This is a genomic window from Arthrobacter sp. 05N33_2 (assembly GCF_056397425.1).
This window is the reverse complement of record NZ_JBFTNJ010000019.1, coordinates 17,514-36,732: the sequence shown is the minus strand read 5'-3', so window position 1 is coordinate 36,732 and position 19,219 is coordinate 17,514. Positions and strand designations below refer to the sequence as shown.

Annotated in this window: 14 protein-coding genes; 5 read left to right on the top strand and 9 right to left on the bottom strand. The window is 67.2% G+C overall.

The window, feature by feature from the left end:
• Positions 1-28 precede the first annotated feature (28 nt).
• The 4 genes from AC1DHX_RS10820 (at position 29) to AC1DHX_RS10805 (ending at position 4,837) form a co-directional block, all read left to right on the top strand.
• Positions 29-799 carry a hypothetical protein gene (locus tag AC1DHX_RS10820; RefSeq protein ID WP_476859717.1) on the top strand — a complete coding sequence of 257 codons (771 nt, stop codon included), beginning with the start codon at positions 29-31 and terminating at the stop codon, positions 797-799.
• Between the two features lie 653 nt (positions 800-1,452).
• On the top strand, positions 1,453-1,995 hold the full coding sequence (locus tag AC1DHX_RS10815) for a PadR family transcriptional regulator (RefSeq protein WP_223915556.1): 543 nt from the start codon (positions 1,453-1,455) through the stop codon (positions 1,993-1,995).
• Between the two features lie 8 nt (positions 1,996-2,003).
• Positions 2,004-3,713: an ABC1 kinase family protein gene (locus tag AC1DHX_RS10810; RefSeq protein ID WP_476859716.1), complete on the top strand. Its 1,710-nt coding sequence runs from the start codon at positions 2,004-2,006 to the stop codon at positions 3,711-3,713.
• Positions 3,714-3,784: 71 nt separating this feature from the next.
• Complete coding sequence (locus tag AC1DHX_RS10805) at positions 3,785-4,837, top strand: alpha/beta hydrolase (protein ID WP_476859715.1); 1,053 nt, start codon at positions 3,785-3,787, stop codon at positions 4,835-4,837.
• A gap of 43 nt (positions 4,838-4,880) precedes the next feature.
• On the opposite strand, the gene AC1DHX_RS10800 is transcribed toward AC1DHX_RS10805, so the two are convergent.
• The 5 genes from AC1DHX_RS10800 to AC1DHX_RS10780 form a co-directional block, all read right to left on the bottom strand.
• Positions 4,881-6,635 carry a gamma-glutamyltransferase family protein gene (locus AC1DHX_RS10800; RefSeq protein ID WP_476859806.1) on the bottom strand — a complete coding sequence of 585 codons (1,755 nt, stop codon included), beginning with the start codon at positions 6,633-6,635 and terminating at the stop codon, positions 4,881-4,883.
• A 106-nt stretch (positions 6,636-6,741) separates the two neighbouring features.
• A complete protein-coding gene (locus AC1DHX_RS10795; protein WP_263407449.1) occupies positions 6,742-6,870 on the bottom strand; it encodes an MFS transporter small subunit in 129 nt (42 codons plus the stop codon).
• Position 6,871: 1 nt separating this feature from the next.
• Positions 6,872-8,266, bottom strand: coding sequence for an OFA family MFS transporter (locus AC1DHX_RS10790; RefSeq protein WP_223915547.1), 1,395 nt, complete (start codon positions 8,264-8,266; stop codon positions 6,872-6,874).
• 200 nt (positions 8,267-8,466) lie between these two features.
• Positions 8,467-11,013: a helix-hairpin-helix domain-containing protein gene (locus AC1DHX_RS10785; protein WP_476900027.1), complete on the bottom strand. Its 2,547-nt coding sequence runs from the start codon at positions 11,011-11,013 to the stop codon at positions 8,467-8,469.
• Positions 11,014-11,036: 23 nt separating this feature from the next.
• Positions 11,037-11,642 carry an SOUL family heme-binding protein gene (locus AC1DHX_RS10780; protein ID WP_476859713.1) on the bottom strand — a complete coding sequence of 202 codons (606 nt, stop codon included), beginning with the start codon at positions 11,640-11,642 and terminating at the stop codon, positions 11,037-11,039.
• 139 nt (positions 11,643-11,781) lie between these two features.
• Between AC1DHX_RS10780 and AC1DHX_RS10775 the strand changes: the two genes are divergently transcribed.
• Positions 11,782-15,387, top strand: a complete 3,606-nt coding sequence (locus tag AC1DHX_RS10775) for a TM0106 family RecB-like putative nuclease (RefSeq protein WP_476859712.1) — start codon at positions 11,782-11,784, stop codon at positions 15,385-15,387.
• A gap of 549 nt (positions 15,388-15,936) precedes the next feature.
• Here AC1DHX_RS10775 and AC1DHX_RS10770 read toward each other — a convergent pair.
• The 4 genes from AC1DHX_RS10770 to AC1DHX_RS10755 form a co-directional block, all read right to left on the bottom strand.
• Positions 15,937-16,764: a triose-phosphate isomerase family protein gene (locus AC1DHX_RS10770; RefSeq protein WP_476859711.1), complete on the bottom strand. Its 828-nt coding sequence runs from the start codon at positions 16,762-16,764 to the stop codon at positions 15,937-15,939.
• Between the two features lie 71 nt (positions 16,765-16,835).
• Positions 16,836-18,185 carry an MFS transporter gene (locus AC1DHX_RS10765; protein ID WP_476900026.1) on the bottom strand — a complete coding sequence of 450 codons (1,350 nt, stop codon included), beginning with the start codon at positions 18,183-18,185 and terminating at the stop codon, positions 16,836-16,838.
• A 115-nt stretch (positions 18,186-18,300) separates the two neighbouring features.
• Positions 18,301-18,426, bottom strand: a complete 126-nt coding sequence (locus AC1DHX_RS10760) for a hypothetical protein (RefSeq protein WP_290370395.1) — start codon at positions 18,424-18,426, stop codon at positions 18,301-18,303.
• Positions 18,427-18,438: 12 nt separating this feature from the next.
• Positions 18,439-19,206 carry an SDR family NAD(P)-dependent oxidoreductase gene (locus AC1DHX_RS10755; protein ID WP_026539080.1) on the bottom strand — a complete coding sequence of 256 codons (768 nt, stop codon included), beginning with the start codon at positions 19,204-19,206 and terminating at the stop codon, positions 18,439-18,441.
• Positions 19,207-19,219: the final 13 nt, after the last annotated feature.

Genomic DNA, 19,219 nt, shown 5'->3' with positions numbered 1-19,219 from the left:
AAAACAGGCCTAGAAAGGGTTGGTTGTTGTGGGAAGAAAAGCTGAGCATCCGGTAAGGAATGCTCTGATCCTTAGTGGCGTGTTATTGAGCGCAACGGTCGCGGTGATCCTGGTAGGACCTCAGGACCACGTGTCACAGGAGGTCGTGGCACTACTCGCCGGCCTGGCCGTGGGTGTGTGGTTGCTGCGTTTCTCACCGCCCTGGCGATGGCTAGCCATGTTGGTTTTGGTGCTTTCCCTCGTTCTCTGTTTGGTGTTGGGCCCAGCCGGAATCGCGTGGTTCGGTGGGTTTATTTCGGGCACTCAGGCAGGACTGGCCTGGCAGCATGCGAATAAGCGGAGCCGTCAGCCCGCTAAGCCGAGCCGGGAAACCACAAATAAGGCGGAGTGGCTTGTTGATGGGCGGGGCCTTAGCACCGTCGCGGAGGCACGTGAGGCGGCTGGTGCTGCGCTGCATTCCTTGGACGGGAAGTTGCGTGGACGGCTGGCTGTTGAGCATGGGTCGGCACGTTTTGAGGTGGCCGGTGGTGTTGGGCTGGGGATGGTCTGTCACCGGAATGCTGATGCTGACCAGGAGAGTTCCTGGGCGGTGTTGTTGCGGCCCGGACAAGCGAAGGATGAATCGGTGGATGTGCCGATGGGTGATGCGACGGGCTTCATTCCTTTTCGGTTCGTTAACGACCTCGGACCTGTCGAGGCGGCACTGACAGATTTCCTCGGGAACCCGGGATCAGCGTCGTTGGGCCCGGAATGGATGACGGGTAACGACGCAGAAGCCACTCGCCTAACCACTTTCTAACCACTAAATGGTGTCGCGATTGGCAGGAATGTGAGATCGTCGCGGCCCGCTTGTTCCGAGACGGCGAGTTGGAAAAACGGGTCGAGTATCCCACTGGATTAGTAATCAGCGATTCCGAGTTACAGACATAAGTTGGAGTCGTTCTGAACCACATGGGCCTTTGACCACAATGCTGAATCAGTGGAGCCCCTGGAGCGACTTGCAGGAGTGTCAGCGGATTGCCGATCGCCTTTTTCGGGAGGGCCGGAGGGAGGATTGGGTTGAGTACTCAACGGCCATCGTCGTGCCGGGTTAGGCGTTGGGGGAATACTCAGCAATGCTTCGAGGACAAAAGGCCGGCCGCCGCGCTCAACGGCGCTAGTGATTTGCACGTCGCGAAATCTCCAGATCGACCGTGGCGACCAATTCTGAAGTAGGAAAAGCGTATGGTTCGGTGGATTTATTTTGGGCACTCAGGCAGGACTGGCCTGGCAGCATGCAAGTAAGCGCCGTGAGCCCGCTCAGCAGGCCCGGGAAACCGCAAAAAAGGAACGCTGACGGCTGTCGGATCACGATGCAAGATGTGGATCGCCGGCGCTCTTGGTTTCGCAAATTTGCGCGTGTATCGTTGGCTATCGTTGTATATCGTTCACGGTCGTCCAGAGGAGAGCATGATGCGCAGTTCTTACCCGGCAGGCGGATTTCGCGGCAACAATGTCGACGGCATGTGGCAGGCCGTAGAGGAGTTGCGTTCGAGGTTCGAGAAGCGCTCGGGTTCCCGGGCGGGGCGTGGCGAGGTGCGCTCGGCTGTGCTGGCACTGCTCGCCGAGCGGCCGATGCACGGCTATCAGATTATTCGTGAAATCGAGGAGCGCAGCGGCGGCACCTGGAAGCCCAGCGCCGGCTCCGTCTATCCGACCCTCCAGCTGCTGGCCGACGAGGGCCTTATCCGTGCTGAGGAATCCAACGGCCGCAAGATCTATTCCCTGACGGACGCGGGCCGCGAGGAGATGGCGGGTGCCGGTACGTCAGCGCCCTGGGAGTCGACGGGTCCGGCGTCGGGCTCGGGATTCGCGGCGCTGCCCAAGGCGGGCGTCGAGCTCGCGCAGGCCGCCTCCCAGGTGGGACGCACCGGCACACCGGAGCAGGTGCAGGAAGCCGTGGCGGTGCTCGATGACGCGCGCCGCCGGCTGTACGCGATCCTCGCCCAGGGCTGACCGGGGTGATGTCGGTTCGCCGGGACCGGGCAGCTCCGGGACCCGGCGCCCGGGGCCACCGGGCCCGTTACCGCCGCATCCTGCGCTTCGCCGCATGGCATCTCGCGGTGACCTGGTGGTTCGAGCTGTTCCTCCCCCGCATCGGGCTGGTGCGGATTGCCGAGCGCACCAGGGCGAAGAGGATGCGGCGCTTCGCGCAACGCTTCCATACGCTGGCGGTGGACCTCGGCGGCCTCATGATCAAAGTCGGACAGTTCCTGTCCTCCAGGCTCGACGTGCTGCCGCCCGAGATCACCAAGGAACTCGAGGGGCTGCAGGACGAGGTGCCTCCGGTTTCGTTCCCCGCGATCCGCGCCCTCGCCGAAGCTGAGCTGGGCGCGCCGCTGGAGCAGTTGTTCGCCTCGGTCGAGGAGACACCGATCGCAGCAGCGTCCCTCGGGCAGGCGCACCGGGCGAGGCTTGGCCCGGGCGACGCCGCCGACACCGGGCTCGACCGCGTGGTGCTGAAGGTGCAGCGGCCGGGCATCAAGGCCATTGTCGACGTCGACCTGGCGGCACTGCGCAAAGTGGGCGGCTGGCTCAGCCACGTGCGCCTGGTGTCCGATCGTGCCGACATGCCCGCCCTGGTCGAGGAGTTTGCGCAGACCAGTCTTGAGGAGATCGACTACCTGAATGAGGCGGCGAATTCGGGGCGGTTCGCTGCCGATTTCGCCGACGACGGCCGGGTGGAGGTGCCCGACGTCGTCTGGGAACGGAGCACCCGCCGCGTGCTCACCCTCGAAGACGTCACGGCGATCAAGATCACGGACTCGGAGGCACTGCTGGCGGCGGGCATCGATCCGGCCCAGGTCGCCCCTGTTTTTGCCTCGGTCATGTTCGACCAGATTTTTACGAGCGGATTTTTTCACGCCGATCCGCACCCGGGGAACATCTTTGTCACGCCGGTTGCCGATCCATCCACGGAGCGCCCATGGAAGCTGACATTCATCGACTTCGGCATGATGGGCGAGGTTCCGGCGAGCACACGCAGCGGTCTGCGGAAGCTGCTCATCGCCGCCGCTTCGCGTGACGGCAAAGGGTTGATGACCGCGATCAGCGACGTGGGGGTGTTGGTGCCCTCAGCCGACACGGTCGAGCTTGAGCGGGCGATGACGCACCTCTTTGCCCGCTTTGGCGGGATGGGCTTCGCCGAGCTTCGCGAGGTTGACCCCCGGGAGTTCCGTGATTTTGCGGTGGAGTTCGGTGACGTGGTCCGCTCGTTGCCGTTCCAGATGCCGGAGAACTTCCTGCTCATTATCCGGGCGATGTCACTGACGTCGGGTGTGTGCAGCTCGCTGGACGCCCGGTTCAATCTGTGGGACTCGGTCGAACCCTATGCGGCGCAGCTGCTGCGCGACGAGCGCGGCAACATCGTGCAGGACGTTGCCCAGCAGGCGCTCGATGCCGCCGGGATGGCGCTGGGTCTGCCGAAACGTCTGGATGGGCTGCTAACCCGGCTCGAGGACGGTTCACTGTCGGTAGCAAATCCGCGCCTTGAGCGGCAGCTGGGACGGCTTGACCGCACGGCGCAGCGATCGGCATCGGCGCTGATCTTCGGCGCCCTGCTGGTTTCCGGCTCCGTGGTCCGCGCGGATGACATGGTGCTCGGCAATGTCCTGATGATCGCGTCGGTGCTTCCGCTGCTGCATGGGCTGTGGGTGGGGCGCAGCGGCCGCTGATCGAGCCGGTGACGGGGGTTTTGTCGCGCCGGACCCCGTTGGGTTCCGCTGCCGGGGGATATCATCAAACCGTGAAGGAAGGCCAGCCTTTTCGTCCTGCGAACCCCACCGAAACCCCCAGCCCCGGCCCCACAGGGCTCAACCCCACTTCCTGGAAGTCCTCGATCCTGAACGGGAGCGGCGCTCTCGCGGCGGCCGCCCTGATAGTGGTCCCGCTCTGGATGCTGCTCAGCAACCCGGCCGTCCTCGGCGGCCACCCCGCCCTGCCAACTCTCCTGGTGGCCGCCGTCGCACTGGGGATTCTTTGGGCGCTGATTCTGGTCAGACGCTGGTGGTTCGGCGGCAAACAGCAGCGTAGCGGTGACATTTCCACCTGGCAGTTGGTCCGCGGGATCGCAGGCAGGCTCACGGTCCTCGGTTTCGTGGCGGCGCTGATGTGGCTTAGCCCGTTCCCCCACCAACCCGACCGGGAGAAGACGGTCCCGGCCAATGGACCCACCGCGACCGCGCCAGCCGGGTCAAAGGCTGCAGATGACGCCACTTCGATTACCCTTGCCCCGGCGGGCAAAGCCACCACGGGTCTCGTCTTCTACCCCGGCGCCAGGGTCGACGCGCACGCCTATCAGGAGCTGCTGCAGCCGCTCGCGGACGCTGGTCATCTAGTCGTCATCCTGAAACCACCCCTTGGCGTCTCCCTGCTGGACACCAACCAGGCCCGTGCAGCCATGGACCGGCATCCCGAAATCGCTTCCTGGGCCGTCGGTGGTCATTCGTTGGGCGGCGTGAGCGCATCATCCTTCGCGGCGGCGAATCACGACGTCTCCGGGCTGCTGCTCTTTGCTTCGTACCCCGCAGAGAACATGGCGGACGCGCAGGGCCTCTCGGTGCTCTCCATCTCCGGCTCAAACGATGGCCTGAGCACCCCGGACAAGATCGCGGCGTCGAGGTCCCTGCTCCCGCCAACCACCACCTACGCAACGGTTGTGGGCGGCGTGCACGCGTTCTTCGGTGACTACGGTGGGCAGCCCGGGGACGGCGAGCCGGGCATCAGCCGCAACGAGGCGCAGCAGCAGATAGTTGCCGAGTCGCTCCGCTTCATGGACCGGCTCAAGGCTTCCGGCTAGGAAGCGAGCATTCCTCAGCTCCACCGCTACGCACCGCCAACCGCTACCGGCCCGCGGCGTACCCTTGCGCACCGCGCGGATTCGCGGCAGCCTGCAGGATCCCGGTCTCAGGATCCCGCACGACGGCGGACAACCGCCCCAGCGCCCAGTCACCAGCCCGGCTGACCACATGCCCGCGGCGTTCCAGCCCCGCGATGACGTCCTCACCGAGCCGGTCCTCGACGACGGCGCCGCCGGGCTCCCAGGTGCGCGGCCAGAAGGACCCGGGCACCGACGTCGTATGGAACGTCGGTGCGTCGATGGCCTGCTGCGGCGAATACCCGCCCACGATGGTCCGCAGCAGGTACGGCAGCTGCCACTGGTCCTGCTGGTCGCCGCCGGGCGACCCCAGCGCGGTCACGGCGTGGCCGTCCCGCAGCACGAGCGTGGGCGTCAAGGTGGTGCGCGGGCGTTTGCCGGGCGTCAGCGTGGACGGCGTGCCGGGCTCCAGCCAGGTCATCTGCAGCCGGGTGCCCAGGCAGAAGCCCAGCTCCGGGATCGCCGGGGAGGACTGCAGCCAGCCGCCGGACGGAGTCGCGGAGACCATGTTGCCCCAGCGGTCCACGACGTCGATATGGCAGGTATCGCCGCGGGTCACCCCCGCGGGTGTCACGGTGGGCTCGCCGACGCCGAGTCCGGCCGCGGAGGCATGGCCCGCGAGCGCCGGCGGCGTGTAATTGGTGCGCAGTGGCGGCATGTACGGCGCCAGCCCGGGCACGGTGCCAGGCCGGAAGTCGTGGGAGGCCCGTTCCGTGATCAACGCCCGGCGGCCGGCACAGTAGTCCTCCGACAAGAGGTAATCGAGCGGCACGTCCGTGTCGCCGTAGTACGCCTCCCGGTCCGCGAGCGCGAGCTTCTGCGCTTCCAGTACGGTGTGCGCCCCGAGCTCGGTGGACGGATCAAGGAACCGGTCCTCGAAGCCGGACAGGATGGCCAGGGTCTGCAGCAGCGCCGACCCCTGACCCCACGGCCCGGTCTTGGCGATCGTGTGGCCCCGGAACTCCACAGTGGCGGCCGCCTCATACCCGGCCTCGAATCCCGCGAGATCGTCCAGGGCGAGCACTCCGCGGTGATCCGTGCCCGAGGAATGCCGGTGCGGGGACTGAACCGACTCCACCATGGCGCGGGCCACGAACCCCTCCCGCCACTCGCGGCGGGCCGCATCAATTCCCGCCTCGCGGGTGGATTCCCTAACTCCGGCCTGCACGAGCCGTTCCAGGGTGCGGGCATAGGCCGGGTTCCACACCAGCTCGCCCTCAACCGGGATTCGGCCGCCCGGCATCCACAGCTCAGCGGACGTGGGCCAGTGCGCCTCGAACAGCGCGGACACGGCCGCGATGGTGGTTCCGACCCGGCCGAGCATCGGGTGCCCGTCCCGCGCGTAGCCGATCGCGAAGTCCAGGACCGCGTCCAGCTCCCACGTCCCGTGGTCACGCAGCAGCAGGAGCCAGGCGTCGACGGCGGCAGGCACCGCGGCGGCCAGGGCACCCGATCCCGGAACGAGGTCCAGGCCTTCGGCCACGTAGTGCTGCACGGTGGCCCCGGCCGGCGCCGGGCCCTGCCCCATCAGGACTATGGGCTGCTCCGGCCGGTCCGCGGTGACGAAGATCCCGGTCATGTCTCCGCCGGGCCCGTTGAGGTGCGGTTCCACCACGTGGAGCACGAACGCTCCCGCCACCGCGGCATCGAAGGCGTTCCCGCCGCGCTCCAACACGGACTGGGCCGCCGCCGTCGCAAGCCAATGCGTGGACGCGCTCATCCCAAACGTGCCCTGCAGCGTGGGGCGGGTGGTGAACGCCTCCGGGCGTGTGAACGGCACACTCACCGCGCGCGAACTACCACCGAAGACTTCTGCCACCACGGTGTCAGCCAAACAGGGCCGCCACGCGGGTGAGGGTCTCATAGACGCCATACGCGAGCGGCACGCCGACAAGCCCCCAAGCGATGACCAACCTCCCGGTGGACGGTGTGACCGAACTCTGTGCAGTACTCATTTCAGCCCTCCAAGGCAGGTTCTTCGGCCCGGACGCGGCCAGGACGTGGTTCGTGGAATCGTGCGTCCACCGGCGTGACCAAGAGGTTCGCCACGAAACCGATCACCAGCAGCCCCACCATGGTCAGCAAGGCGGGCTGGTAGGACGCGGCGTTGAGCGCGCCGGGCTTGCCCTGCGCGTCCAGGAAAGCGTTGACGATCAGCGGCCCGGCGATGCCCGCCGCGGACCAGGCCGTCAGGAGCCGGCCGTGGATGGCTCCGACCTGGAACGTGCCGAAGAGGTCGCGCAGGTAGGCGGGGGCCGTCGCGAACCCGCCGCCGTAGAAGGAGATGATGACGAACGCGAGGGCCACGTAGAGGACGGTGGACGTAGAGCCGGCCAGCGCCAGCACGGTGTAGAGCACGGCGCCGACGCCGAGGTAGACCATGTAGATGCGCTTGCGGCCTGTGACATCGGAGGTGGCGGACCAGGCAAAGCGGCCGGACATGTTGCCGATCGAGAGCAGCCCCACGAAGCCCGCGGCCACTGCGGCGCTGGCCAGGGACGTGCCGTCGGGCTGGCGGAAGAAGTCCTGGATCATCGGAGCGGCCTGCTCAAGGATGCCGATCCCTGCCGTGACATTGCAGAACAGGGCGATCCAGACGAGCCAGAACTGCCTGGTCTTGACCGCGTTCCGGGCGGAGACGTTGTCCGTGGTGACCAGCGAGGCGGCCTTGACCTTTGCGGGGTCGAAACCTGCCGGTTTCCAGCCCTCGGCCGGAACTCTGATGGTGAACGCGCCGAACATCATGTAGGCCAGATAGACGACGGCGAGGGTCAGGAAGAGCTTGCCCACCGACTCACCACTGGCCACCCAGCCCTTGGCCCCGGAGTTGGGATCGTACATTTTCAGCAGGGCCGTGGAGACCGGGCTGGCGATCAGGGCGCCGCCGCCGAACCCCATGATCGCCATGCCCGTGGCCAGTCCGGGCCGGTCCGGGAACCATTTGATCAGGGTGGAGACCGGGGAGATGTAACCGATCCCCAGTCCGATGCCGCCGACGACGCCGTAGCCGAGGTAGACGAGCCAGAGCTGGTGGCTGAAGATGCCCAGGGAGCCGATCAGGAAGCCGCTCGCCCAGAACGCGGCGGAGGTGAACATCGCCTTGCGGGGCCCGTTCCTGTCCACCCAGGTGCCCATGATGGCGGCCGAGAGGCCCAGCATCACGATCGCAACGGAGAAGATCACGCCGATCTCGGTCAGGCTCGCGCCGAAGTGCTTCACCAGCGCGGTCTTGTAGACGCTCGTCGCGTAGGCCTGGCCGATGCACAGGTGCACCGCGAGGGCTGCCGGGGGTACGAGCCACCGGTTAAATCCCGGCGGGGCGATGGTTCGTTCGCGGTCCAGCCAACCCATAAGTACTCCCCCTGCTCGTCAACGGACATCGGTGTCCAGCACATTGCGGAAACGGCCCTCTGCCAGGTCCTCTGACCGAGCTTCCGGTAGAGGGCCGTTGCCTCCGGCAATCATGGTGCAGATCGTCAGCAAACGTACTAGTTATGCGCCAAGCGGTAGGGAATCCGCGACGAACGGTGGTGCGGCAGCCGCACCGGGCGCTACTTGCCCAGGCCGGCCTTCCGGAGTGCCTCGGCCATCGCGGTGTTGACCGGCGACGGCGTGGGGGCCGGCTTCTGCGGTTGCCTGCCCGGCGTCCGCCGGTCGGCTGCCGGTTTCCCGGACGGCTGCCTTCCGGACGGTTGATTCGACGGCTGGGTCGACGGCGCCTGCGACGCAGGCTGCCGCGGACGTTCCGGCCGCGAGTCCGCACGACCGCCGGCCGGGCGGTCTCCGGCACTGCGGCCGCCCGCCGCACGACCGCCGGAGGCCGGTTCGTCGTCGAGCCTGAGGGTGAGCGAGATGCGCTTCCGCTCCGGATCCGCCTCCAGCACCTTGACCCGGACCACCTGCCCGGACTTCACCACCTCACGGGGATCGGAGACAAAGCGGTTGGCCAGGGCCGAGACATGCACAAGCCCGTCCTGGTGCACCCCGACGTCGACGAACGCGCCGAACGCGGCCACGTTGGTCACCGTTCCCTCCAGCACCATGCCGGGCCTGAGGTCCGAGATCTTCTCGATGCCTTCAGAAAACGCTGCCGCCGCGAAGGCCGGACGCGGGTCACGGCCGGGCTTCTCGAGCTCGGCGATGATGTCCTGCACGGTGGGCAGGCCGAAGGAGCCGTCCACGAAGTCCTGCGGGTTCAGCGCCGCAAAGCTTCCCGCAGCGGGCGCTTTACCGGCGGCCGCCTTGATTTTCCGGGCCACGGGGTAGGCCTCCGGATGCACGCTGGAGGCGTCCAGCGGCTCCGCTCCCCCGGTGATCCGCAGGAAGCCTGCGCACTGCTCAAACGCCTTGGCGCCCAGCCGCGGGACCTTCTTCAGCTCGCTGCGCTTGGCGAAGGGCCCGTGCTCGTTCCGGTACGCCACAATGTTCTCGCTCAGCAGCGGCCCGACCCCGGCCACCCGGCTCAACAGTGCGGGCGAGGCGGTGTTGACGTCCACGCCCACCGCGTTCACGCAGTCCTCGACCACCGCGTCCAGGCTGCGGTCCAGCTTCGCGGCCGTGACGTCGTGCTGGTACTGTCCGACGCCGATCGACTTCGGCTCAATCTTCACCAGCTCCGCGAGCGGGTCCTGCAGCCGCCGGGCGATCGAGACGGCGCCGCGCAGGGACACATCCATGCCGGGCAGCTCCGCCGCGGCGAGCGCCGACGCCGAATACACCGACGCCCCGGCCTCGGACACCACAATTTTCTGCGGCTTGTTTTCCGGCCMGGAGGAGAGCTGCTTGAGCAGTTCGGCGGCGAGCTTGTCCGTCTCCCTCGACGCGGTGCCGTTGCCGATCGCGACGAGTTCGACCCCGTGCTTCGTGGCGAGGCCCACGAGGGTCCGCAGCGCCTCGTCCCATTTCCGGGCCGGGGCGTGCGGGTAGACGGTGTCCGTCGCGACCACCTTGCCGGTGCCATCCACCACGGCGACCTTGACGCCGGTGCGCAGTCCCGGGTCCAGGCCCAGGGTGGCGCGGTTCCCCGCCGGCGCGGCGAGCAGCACATCGCGCAGGTTCGCGGCGAACACACGCACGGCCTCGTCCTCGGCGGCGGCGAACATCCGGCTGCGCAGGTCTGCCGTCAGCCGCGCCAGGACGCGCGAGCGCCAGGCCAGCTGCGCGGTCTGCAGCAGCCAGGCATCGGCGGCACGGCCGCGGTCGGCAACCCCGAGGAACCTGGCCACGGCCGCCTCGTACCGGCCGCGGGCGGCGGTGAGGGCGGCGTCGTCGTTCGGATCAGCCTCGGCGAGGTCCAGCTCCAGCGCGCCGTCCTTTTCTCCGCGCAGCAGCGCCAGGACACGGTGCGAGGGCATTCCGGCCGGCTGCTGGGAGAACTCGAAGTAGTCCTTGAATTTCTGGCCCTCGGATTCCTTGCCTTTCTTCACCCGGGACACCATCCGGCCCTGGGTCCATAGCCGTTCCCGGAGCGTGGCGGCCAGGTCGGCGTCCTGCGCTACGCGTTCCACCAGGATGGAGCGGGCACCGGCGAGCGCCGCGGCCGGGTCCCCGATCGAGTGTTCGGCGTTGAGGTACTTGGCCGCCTCGCGCTCCGGGTCCAGTTCGGGGCGCTTGAGCAGGGCGTCGGCGAGCGGCTCCAGTCCGGCTTCGCGGGCGATCTGCGCCTTGGTGCGCCGCTTGGTTTTGAACGGGAGGTAGATGTCCTCCAGCCGCGACTTAGTGTCCGCGCCGACGACGGCGGCCTGCAGTTCCGGGGTCAGCGCGCCCTGGGCGGCAATCGCCTCGAGGATACTCCGGCGGCGGTCCTCGAGCTCGCGCAGGTAGCGCAGCCGCTCCTCCAGCTCGCGGAGCTGGGTGTCGTCCAGGGTGCCGGTCGCTTCCTTCCGGTAGCGGGCGATGAAGGGCACGGTGGACCCGGCATCGAGCAGATCCACGGCGGCCTTGACCTGCCACGGCAGAACGCCGAGCTCGCCGGCGATCTGGGCGGCGATGCCGGACTCCTGGGTGTGCGGCGTGCCGGTCTGTGGTGAGCCGGTCTTCGCGGACGGGCCGGAGGCGGGCGAGGCGGGTGAGGCGGGGCGCTGCGGGTGTTGGGTCACCAAACCATTTTGCCTTACCCCGGTCAGCGGCCGGGCTCGCCCGGAGGAGTAAAGGGCTCCTGCACGTCCTGAACAACCTCGTTGCGGCGCAGGAACCACGGCTTGAACGGCGGATCAAAACGGGCGAATCGTGGCGGCCCCACAGGCTTCAGCCCGGCTAGCTTCAGTGCCTCCTGGAGGCCATCGTTTCGCCGTACAAAGGCCGCCTCCGACCCGCTGCCGGAGAACCGAAGGGCGGCTGCCAGGGAACCTGGCTGGGCCCGGACTCTAACGTCTGGGTTCGCCGGGACCGGCGCCGTCTCCGCCGTCACCCCAGCGGGGAGCACAAAGGCCACGATGAAATCAGCGGGCTCTGCGCTTCCCGGCAGCGGGCCGCTTTGCAATACCGGCGCGGTCATCGCCAGCTTTTGCGACGGCCCGGGCCCCTGGATCACCGGGGCCGTCATCGCCAGCTTCCGTTGCGCCGCGTTGCTGCCGCTGATGTAGTTGAACAGGTGCCGGAAAGCGGCATTCCCGGCGCGGTCGAAGGTCGCTTTGACCTCTATTTCCGCTACGGCGTACGCGGGATAGCGGCGCAGCTCGAAGTGCGCGTAGCGCTGGACCAGCTCATACGGTTGCTGTTCGGTCATAGTCCTCAGACCCTACGCCGGTCCTGCGACAGGAACCAGAGGGCATTGCCTGGTACCTGTCCCGTGTTTGACTGTCAGAGGGCTTTGATAGCTTGAATAGCGGAGGCACCAACAACGGGGCACCACCAACGGGGGCACAGTGTTTTTTCTTGAACCTGAGGTACCGGGCTCATCACCGGATCTGGTCTACTCCGCGAGCGACCTCGTGGTGGCAGCGAGTTGCGAGTATCAGCTGCTGCGCAAACTCGACGAGAAGCTGGGCCGGTCCCCCAGGGCTACGTTCGAAGACGACGAGATGCTCAAGCATGCAGCGGTGTTGGGTGACCTCCACGAGCGCAAGGTCCTCGGCGGTTTCGTGGCGGAGTTTGGCGACTGGGATCCGGCCACCGGGCACGGCGTGTACGACGTCGTCCCGGCCGAGGCCATGGACCGTGCCACGCTGGCGGCCAAGCACGCCGAGTCCATTGGGGCGCTGCGCGAGGGAGCCGACGTCGTCTTCCAGGCCGCCTTCTTCGACGGCCAGTTCCACGGTCGCTCCGACTTCCTCGTGCGGCAGTCCGACGGCAGCTACGCCGTGTTCGACACCAAGCTCGCCCGCCACGCAAAGGTGACGGCTCTGCTCCAGCTGGCCGCCTACGGCGACCAGCTGCTGAAGGCCGGGATCCCGGTGGACCCGGCGGTGACACTCGTCCTTGGCTCGACGGTGCAGCTGCCCGGTGGCGGATTCGACTACGTGCGAAGCCACCACAAACTCTCCGAGATCCTGCCGGTTTTCCGCGAGCGCCGCGAGCGTTTCCTCGCGCTGACCGCCGCGCACATCGCACAGCCGGGAACAGTGGGCTGGGGCGCGCCCGGGCTCACCGCCTGTGGCCGCTGCGATTACTGCCAGGAGCAAGTCAAAGCCACCGACGATCTCCTCCTCGTGGCCCGGATGAACTCCGTGCAGCGCAAGAACCTCCACGAACGTGGGATTAGTTCAGTCACTGACCTGGCGCAAGCGACCCTCACCAAGCCCACACCTACGCTCCTGCGCCTGCAGGAACAGGCGCGGATGCAGAGCGGCGTTGGCCCTGCCGACGGCGAAGTCTGCTACCGCAAGGACGGCGAAGAGCACACCATCCGCTACGGCGTCCTGCCCGGGAACACCTTGGCCGAGCTGCCCCCACCGAGCCGGGGCGATATTTTCTTCGACTTCGAAGGCGATCCGCTGTGGCAGGACCGCGCCACGGGAGTGTGGGGGCTCGAGTACCTGTTCGGCGTGATTGAGGCGCCCACCGAGCCCGGCAGTCCGGGGATGTTCCGGCCATTCTGGGCCCACAGCAGGGAGGCGGAGAAGCAGGCGTTCCTCGATTTCCTTGACTATGTCGAGAAACGCCGGCGGGACCACCCGGACATGCACGTCTACCACTACGCACCGTATGAAAAAACGGCGCTTCGGAAACTCTCGGTGATGCACGTTGCCGGGGAGGACATCGTGGACGAGTGGCTCCGCGAAGGCCTGCTGGTGGACCTGTACCAAACGGTCCGGAACAGCATCAGGATCTCCGAGAACTCTTACAGCATCAAGAAGCTCGAGCCGCTCTACATGGGGGCGAACCTTCGAACTGGCGAAGTGAAGGATGCCGGCGCCTCCGTGATTGCCTATGCACGGTTCTGCGACGCGAGGGACAATGAGCGGCCCGACGAAGCGGCCACAATCCTCGCCGGGATCTCCGACTACAACGAATACGACTGCCTCTCCACGCTGGAGCTCCGGAACTGGCTGCTCGGGCTGGCCAAGGAACGCCGGCTGGAGCCGCACGGCGCGGCGTCCGGCGCGGAGGCGGGCTTAGAGGACGGCCCCGACGACGACGGCTCGGCACGAGCCGATGCCGCGCTTGCCCCGGCTGAGCTGGCACTGATGGAATTTGCTGAGCCGGGCGGCGGCTTGTCCGAGGACGACCGTAAGGCCATCGCCATGCTGGCCGCGGCCGTGAGCTATCACCGCCGGGAGCGCAAGTCGTTCTGGTGGTCGCACTTCGACCGGTGTGAGCACGGTCCGGACACGCACGAACGGGACCGGAACGTTTTCCTCGTCGAATCCGCGGAACTCCTCGACGACTGGCAACAGACGGGGACCAAACTTCCGGAGCGGCGGGTCAAGCTGACCGGCTCCGTGAGTCCCGGGTCGGACCTCCGCGAGGGCAGCAAGTGGTTCCGCATGTACGAGCTGCCTCTTCCCGCCGGGCTGGAGGGTACCGGCAAGAACGGAACCGGGCGGAGCGGATGGTTCGGCACGGAGGTCCTGGAGCTGGGGCGTGAGGACGGCAAGGACACCGTCATCATCCGGGACCGGCTGCACCGGAAGATACCGCCCTACAATGACCTCCCCATTGCGCTGACGGAAGACCAGCCCCTCGCCACCAAGAGCCTCGAGCAAGCACTGGCAGCCCTCGCTGACACGGTGGTCGCCGGCCTGGGGTCCGGCTCCCTCCCCCGCCATCCTGCGCTTGACCTCGTCCGGCGTCAGCCGCCGAGGCTGGCCGCCGGAGCTTCACTGCCGCAGCCTGGTGCCGGACCGGACCGCTTCATTGAAGCCATCACGGCGGCCGTGCTGGCCCTTGACCACTCCTACCTGGCGGTGCAGGGTCCGCCCGGAACGGGCAAGACCCATGTGGGGTCCCACGTCATCGCCCGGCTCGTGGCCCGTGGCTGGAAAGTCGGCGTCGTCGGCCAGTCGCATGCGGTGGTGGAGAACCTGCTGAAGACCGCCGTCACGAAGGCCGGGGTCGACCCGGCGCTGGTGGCCAAAGACGTGAAGCACAACGACGCCCTGCCGTGGGCCCGGCGCACCGGCAAGGACGGTGCGGAGCTGTTGGGTGCGCCTGGAGGCGCCCTCGTCGGTGGCACGGCATGGACCATGACCGGCGCCACCGTCCCGGCCGGCTCCCTGGACCTCCTGGTGATTGACGAGGCCGGCCAGTTCTCGCTGGCCAACACCCTTGCCGTGGCGCAGGCCAGCAGCCGGCTGCTCTTGCTCGGCGACCCGCAGCAGCTGCCGCAGGTCAGCCAGGGCAGGCACCCCGAGCCGGTCGACGAGTCTGCCCTGGGCTGGATTTCCGCAGGCCACGCCACGTTGCCGCCCGAGCTTGGCTACTTCTTGGCCGACTCGTGGCGGATGAACTCAGAGCTGTGCCTGGCCGTCTCGGAGTTGTCCTACGAAGGCCGGTTACGTTCCGCCCCGCCCGCGGATCTGCGCCGTCTGGAGGGTGTGCCCGCGGGGATTGAGACGGTGATGGTGCCGCACAGCGGGAACACGACGTCGTCGGCCGAGGAGGCTGCCGAGGTCGTCGGGCAGGTGCGCCACCATTTGGGCCTTTCCTGGCACACCGCAGACGGAGCCCGGCCATTGGAGGCGGCCGACATTCTGGTGGTGGCTGCCTACAACGCGCAGGTCAACGTCATTCGCGATGCCTTGGACGCCGCGAATCTCTCCGGCGTGCGGGTGGGGACCGTGGATAAGTTCCAGGGACAGGAGGCCGCGGTCGTGATTGTGTCCATGGCATGTTCTGCGGTGGCCGAGGCTCCGCGGGGTATGGAGTTCCTGCTCTCGCGGAACCGGATCAATGTGGCGGTGTCCCGCGGCCAATGGCGTGCCGTGATCGTCCGCGCGCCCGAACTGACCAACTACCTCCCCGCCCACCCCGAGGGTCTGGAGCAGCTGGGCGGCTTCATCGGCCTGTGCCAGAGGTCAGTCCGCGCCTAGCTGTCTTTGCCGCACCCTCCGACGAGGGACATGCCCATTCTTCGATGGCCTCAGCCTGGGACATGCCCATTCTTCGGTGGCCTCAGCCTGGGACATGCCCATTCTTGCCCCCGACCAAGGGACATCTAGGCATCATGCCCRTCGCACGCGGCCAAGGCCGGACATGTCCACTCTTCGCTGCCCACTCCACGGAACATGCCCATTCTTCGCTGGCCACCCCACGGGACATGCTCATTCTTGCCCTCGACCAAGGGACATCTAGGCATCATGCCCGTCGCACGCGGCCAAGGCCGGACATGTCCACTCTTCGCTGCCCACCCAACGGAACATGCCCATTCCTCGGTGGCCACAGCATGGGACATGCCCATTCTTGCCCCCGACCAAGGACATCTAGGCATCATGCCCGTCGCACGCGGCCAAGGCCGGACATGTCCACTCTTCGCCACCCACCCAACGGAACATGTCCATTCCTCGCCATCCACCCCACGGGACATGCTCATTCTTGCCCTCGACCAAGGGACATCTAGGCATCATGCCCATCGCACGCGGTCAAGGCTGGACATGTCCAGCGGTGGCGGGGTCCGGTGCAGTGAGGCCCTCGGCCAGCAGGAGTGCCTCATCCAGCACGGCGCCGAAATTCACGGGCTCGTGTGCAAACCGGCCCAGGAACAGGCCCGAGAGACCCTCAAGCGTCGGCAGCAGTCCCGGTTTGGCCGATCCGCCGTAAATGACCGGCAGCCCCGGCACGCCGGCGGCGGTGAGCTGGTCCCGGAGCCGGCTGACGACGTCGGACACGTACGCGGCGGCGGCGGGCTCGGCCGCGCCGATGGCCCAGACCGGTTCGTAGGCCACCACCAGGCGGCCGGCGAGGTCCCAGTCGCCGTCGACAGCCGACTCGATCTGGCGAAACACAAAGTCCGCCGCGGCCGCCGGCTGCCCGCCGTCGCGCTCCCCCACGCACAGCAGCGGGGTGAGCCCGGCGTCGTCCGCGGCCCGGACCTTGAGGGCCACCATGGCGTCGTCCTCGCCGAAGTGTTGCCGGCGTTCGGCATGGCCGATCTCCACGAGCCGGACGCCGAGTTCCGCGAGCATGGACGGGGCTACTTCCCCGGTCCATGGCCCGTCCGACCAGCCGCAATTCTGCGCACCGAGCAGCAGCGGCGAACCCGCCAGGAGCCGGGCCGCCGCGGGCAGGACGGGGAAGGACGGGATGACAAACGGGACAACCCGCCCGGCCGCGAGGGCCGGGCGGGTGTCCACTTCGTGCTGCAGCCGCTCGAGCCAGTCCAGGCTGTCCCGGTAGCCGAGGTACATCTTCGTGCTGACCCCCACCAGGATGCGGGTGTTGGAGGTCTGGCTGCCGGGGCGCTGCTGCATGTGTTGGTGCTTTCTGCTGGATCCAGTGGATGGGCGCTGGACGTCGCGCTGGAAGTGAGGCCGGGGGGCCTTTACTGCTCCAGCAGCTCGTCGGCCTTGTTCTTGAAGCGGCGGGTCGCGAACATCATGGCCGCTGCCAGGAACGGGAGCACGCCGAGGGCATAGACGCCCATGGTCCCGGTCTCCGAGGCGGTCATCTGGTTGACCGAGGTGCGCAGGATCGGCGCGACGAAGCCGCCGAGGTTTCCGAGCGAGTTGATCAGGCCGATCCCCGCGGCCGCGGCGGTTCCGGTGAGGAACGCCGTCGGGTAGGACCACGCGATGGGGCCGATGGAGAGGAACGAGCACACGGCGAGGGTGATGAAGATGATGCCGAGCGCCGGAATGTGGTTTGCGCCGGCCCACGCGGAGCCGAAGATGCAGAGTCCGGTGGAGATGAACAGCCCGGTGCCCCAGACCCGGCGGCGGATCACGGTGTTCGCGGCCTTGCCGATGAAGTAGCAGGCGAAGATTCCGAAGAACCACGGGATGGCTGCCATCAGGCCGACGGCGATGCCCACCTTCTGGCCGGTCAGCTGGGCGACCTGCTGCGGCAGGTAGAACGTGACGCCGTAGACGGCGATCTGCAGGCAGAAGTAGATGACGGTGAAGTACCAGACCTTGCCGTTCTTCATGGCCGCCAGGACGCCGCGCGGCCCGGACTCTTCCTTGACGKTGTCCTCGAGCGCCATGACCTCCAGGAGGGCSTTCTTYTCGYCSTTGTCCAGGAACTTGGCGTCCTGCGGGCTGTTGATCAGGAAGAAGTACGCGGCGACGCCGGCGACGACCGCCAGCATTCCCTCGACGAAGAACATGACCTGCCAGCCCTGGACGCCGGGGACCTGGTCGCCGATGTTGATCAGCCAGCCGGAGAGCGGGGCGCCCAGCATCTGGGAGAACGGCTGGGCCAGGTAGAAGATGGCGAACATCTTGACGCGGACCTTGTTGGGGAACCACGCGGCCAGGAACATGATGACGCCGGGGAACAGCCCGGCCTCGGTGACACCCAGCAGGAACCGCAGGATGATGAAGGACGTCTCACCCTGCACGAACGCGAAGCAGGCCGAGACGATGCCCCACGTGATGGCGATGCGGGCCAGCCATACCTTGGCGCCGAATTTGGTCAGGAGCAAGTTGCTCGGGATCTCGAACAGGGCGTAGCCGATGAAGAAGATCCCGGCGCCCAGGGCGAAGGCGCCGGCGCTAATGCCCTTGTCCACGCCCAGGGCAGCTTCGGAGAAGCCGACGTTGGTGCGGTCCAGGAAGGCGACCACATACAGGATCACCAGCATGGGCATGAGCCGGCGGGAGGCCTTGGAGATGGCCGATTTTAGGACCGGTGTCTCCAGTAGGTCCCGGGTGGACGTTGTTGTTACGGTCATCAAAAAACTCCTCGTCGAGCAATCAGTGGTGTAACTCAGGGGGTGAATCAGTTGCATGAAAGTGGCCGGATGAGGCCAGTCCAAAACGAGCCAGGCCGGCTCCGGCCGGAGAAAACTAGCGCGAAAAAACCATCATCAGGACGCCGGCCACGCAGGCCAGGATCCCGACGGCGAGGTAGATCTTCCGTCCCTTGCTCCAGGCTGCGAATCCGGACGCGCGGGTTTGGCTGTGTTGTGCCACGAGACTTCTTCCTTAGTGCATGTAGAGTCCGCCATCCACATTCAGCGTCTGGCCGGAGATGTAACCGGCGTCCTCGCTGATGAGGAAGGCGATGGCTGCTGCGATGTCCCGGGTGGAACCGACCCGGTTGACCACGAGGTCTTTGGTGAGTTCGTCCTTGCGTTCCTCGCTGAGGGTGCCGCCCATGATGTCGGTGTCGATGGGCCCGGGTGAGATGGCGTTGACCGTGATGTCGTATTCGCCCAGTTCACGGGCCGTGGCCCGGGTCAGGCCGATCACGCCGGCTTTCGCCACGGAGTACGGCGTCTTGGAGAAGGTGCCGCCGCCACGCTGCGCGGAGACAGAGGAGATGTTCACGATGCGCCCGATCCTGTTCTTCACCATGGATTCCGCGACGCGGCGGGTGGCGTAGTGGACGCCGTTGAGGTTGATGTTCAGCACCCGGTCCCATTCGGCGGCGTCGAGTTCCAGGTAGGGCACCGGAGAGCTGACGCCGGCCACGTTGGCGAGGGCAACGATCTGCGGCAGTTCCGCCTCGATGGCGTCGATTGCCGCGCGGACCGAGCCTTCGTCGGAAACGTTGGCGCCGGCGCCGAAGGCCTTGACGCCGTGCTCGGCTGCCAGTTCCTTGGCCGCCGCCTTGCAGAGTGCGTCATCGAGGTCGATGATGCCGATGTTCCAGCCCTGTGCGGCCAGGTAGCTGGCGGTGGCGCGGCCGATGCCGCGCTCGGACACGGCGCCGGTGATGATGGCGGTGCGTTCTGTGGGGAAAGTGCTCATGGGAAGGCTCCTG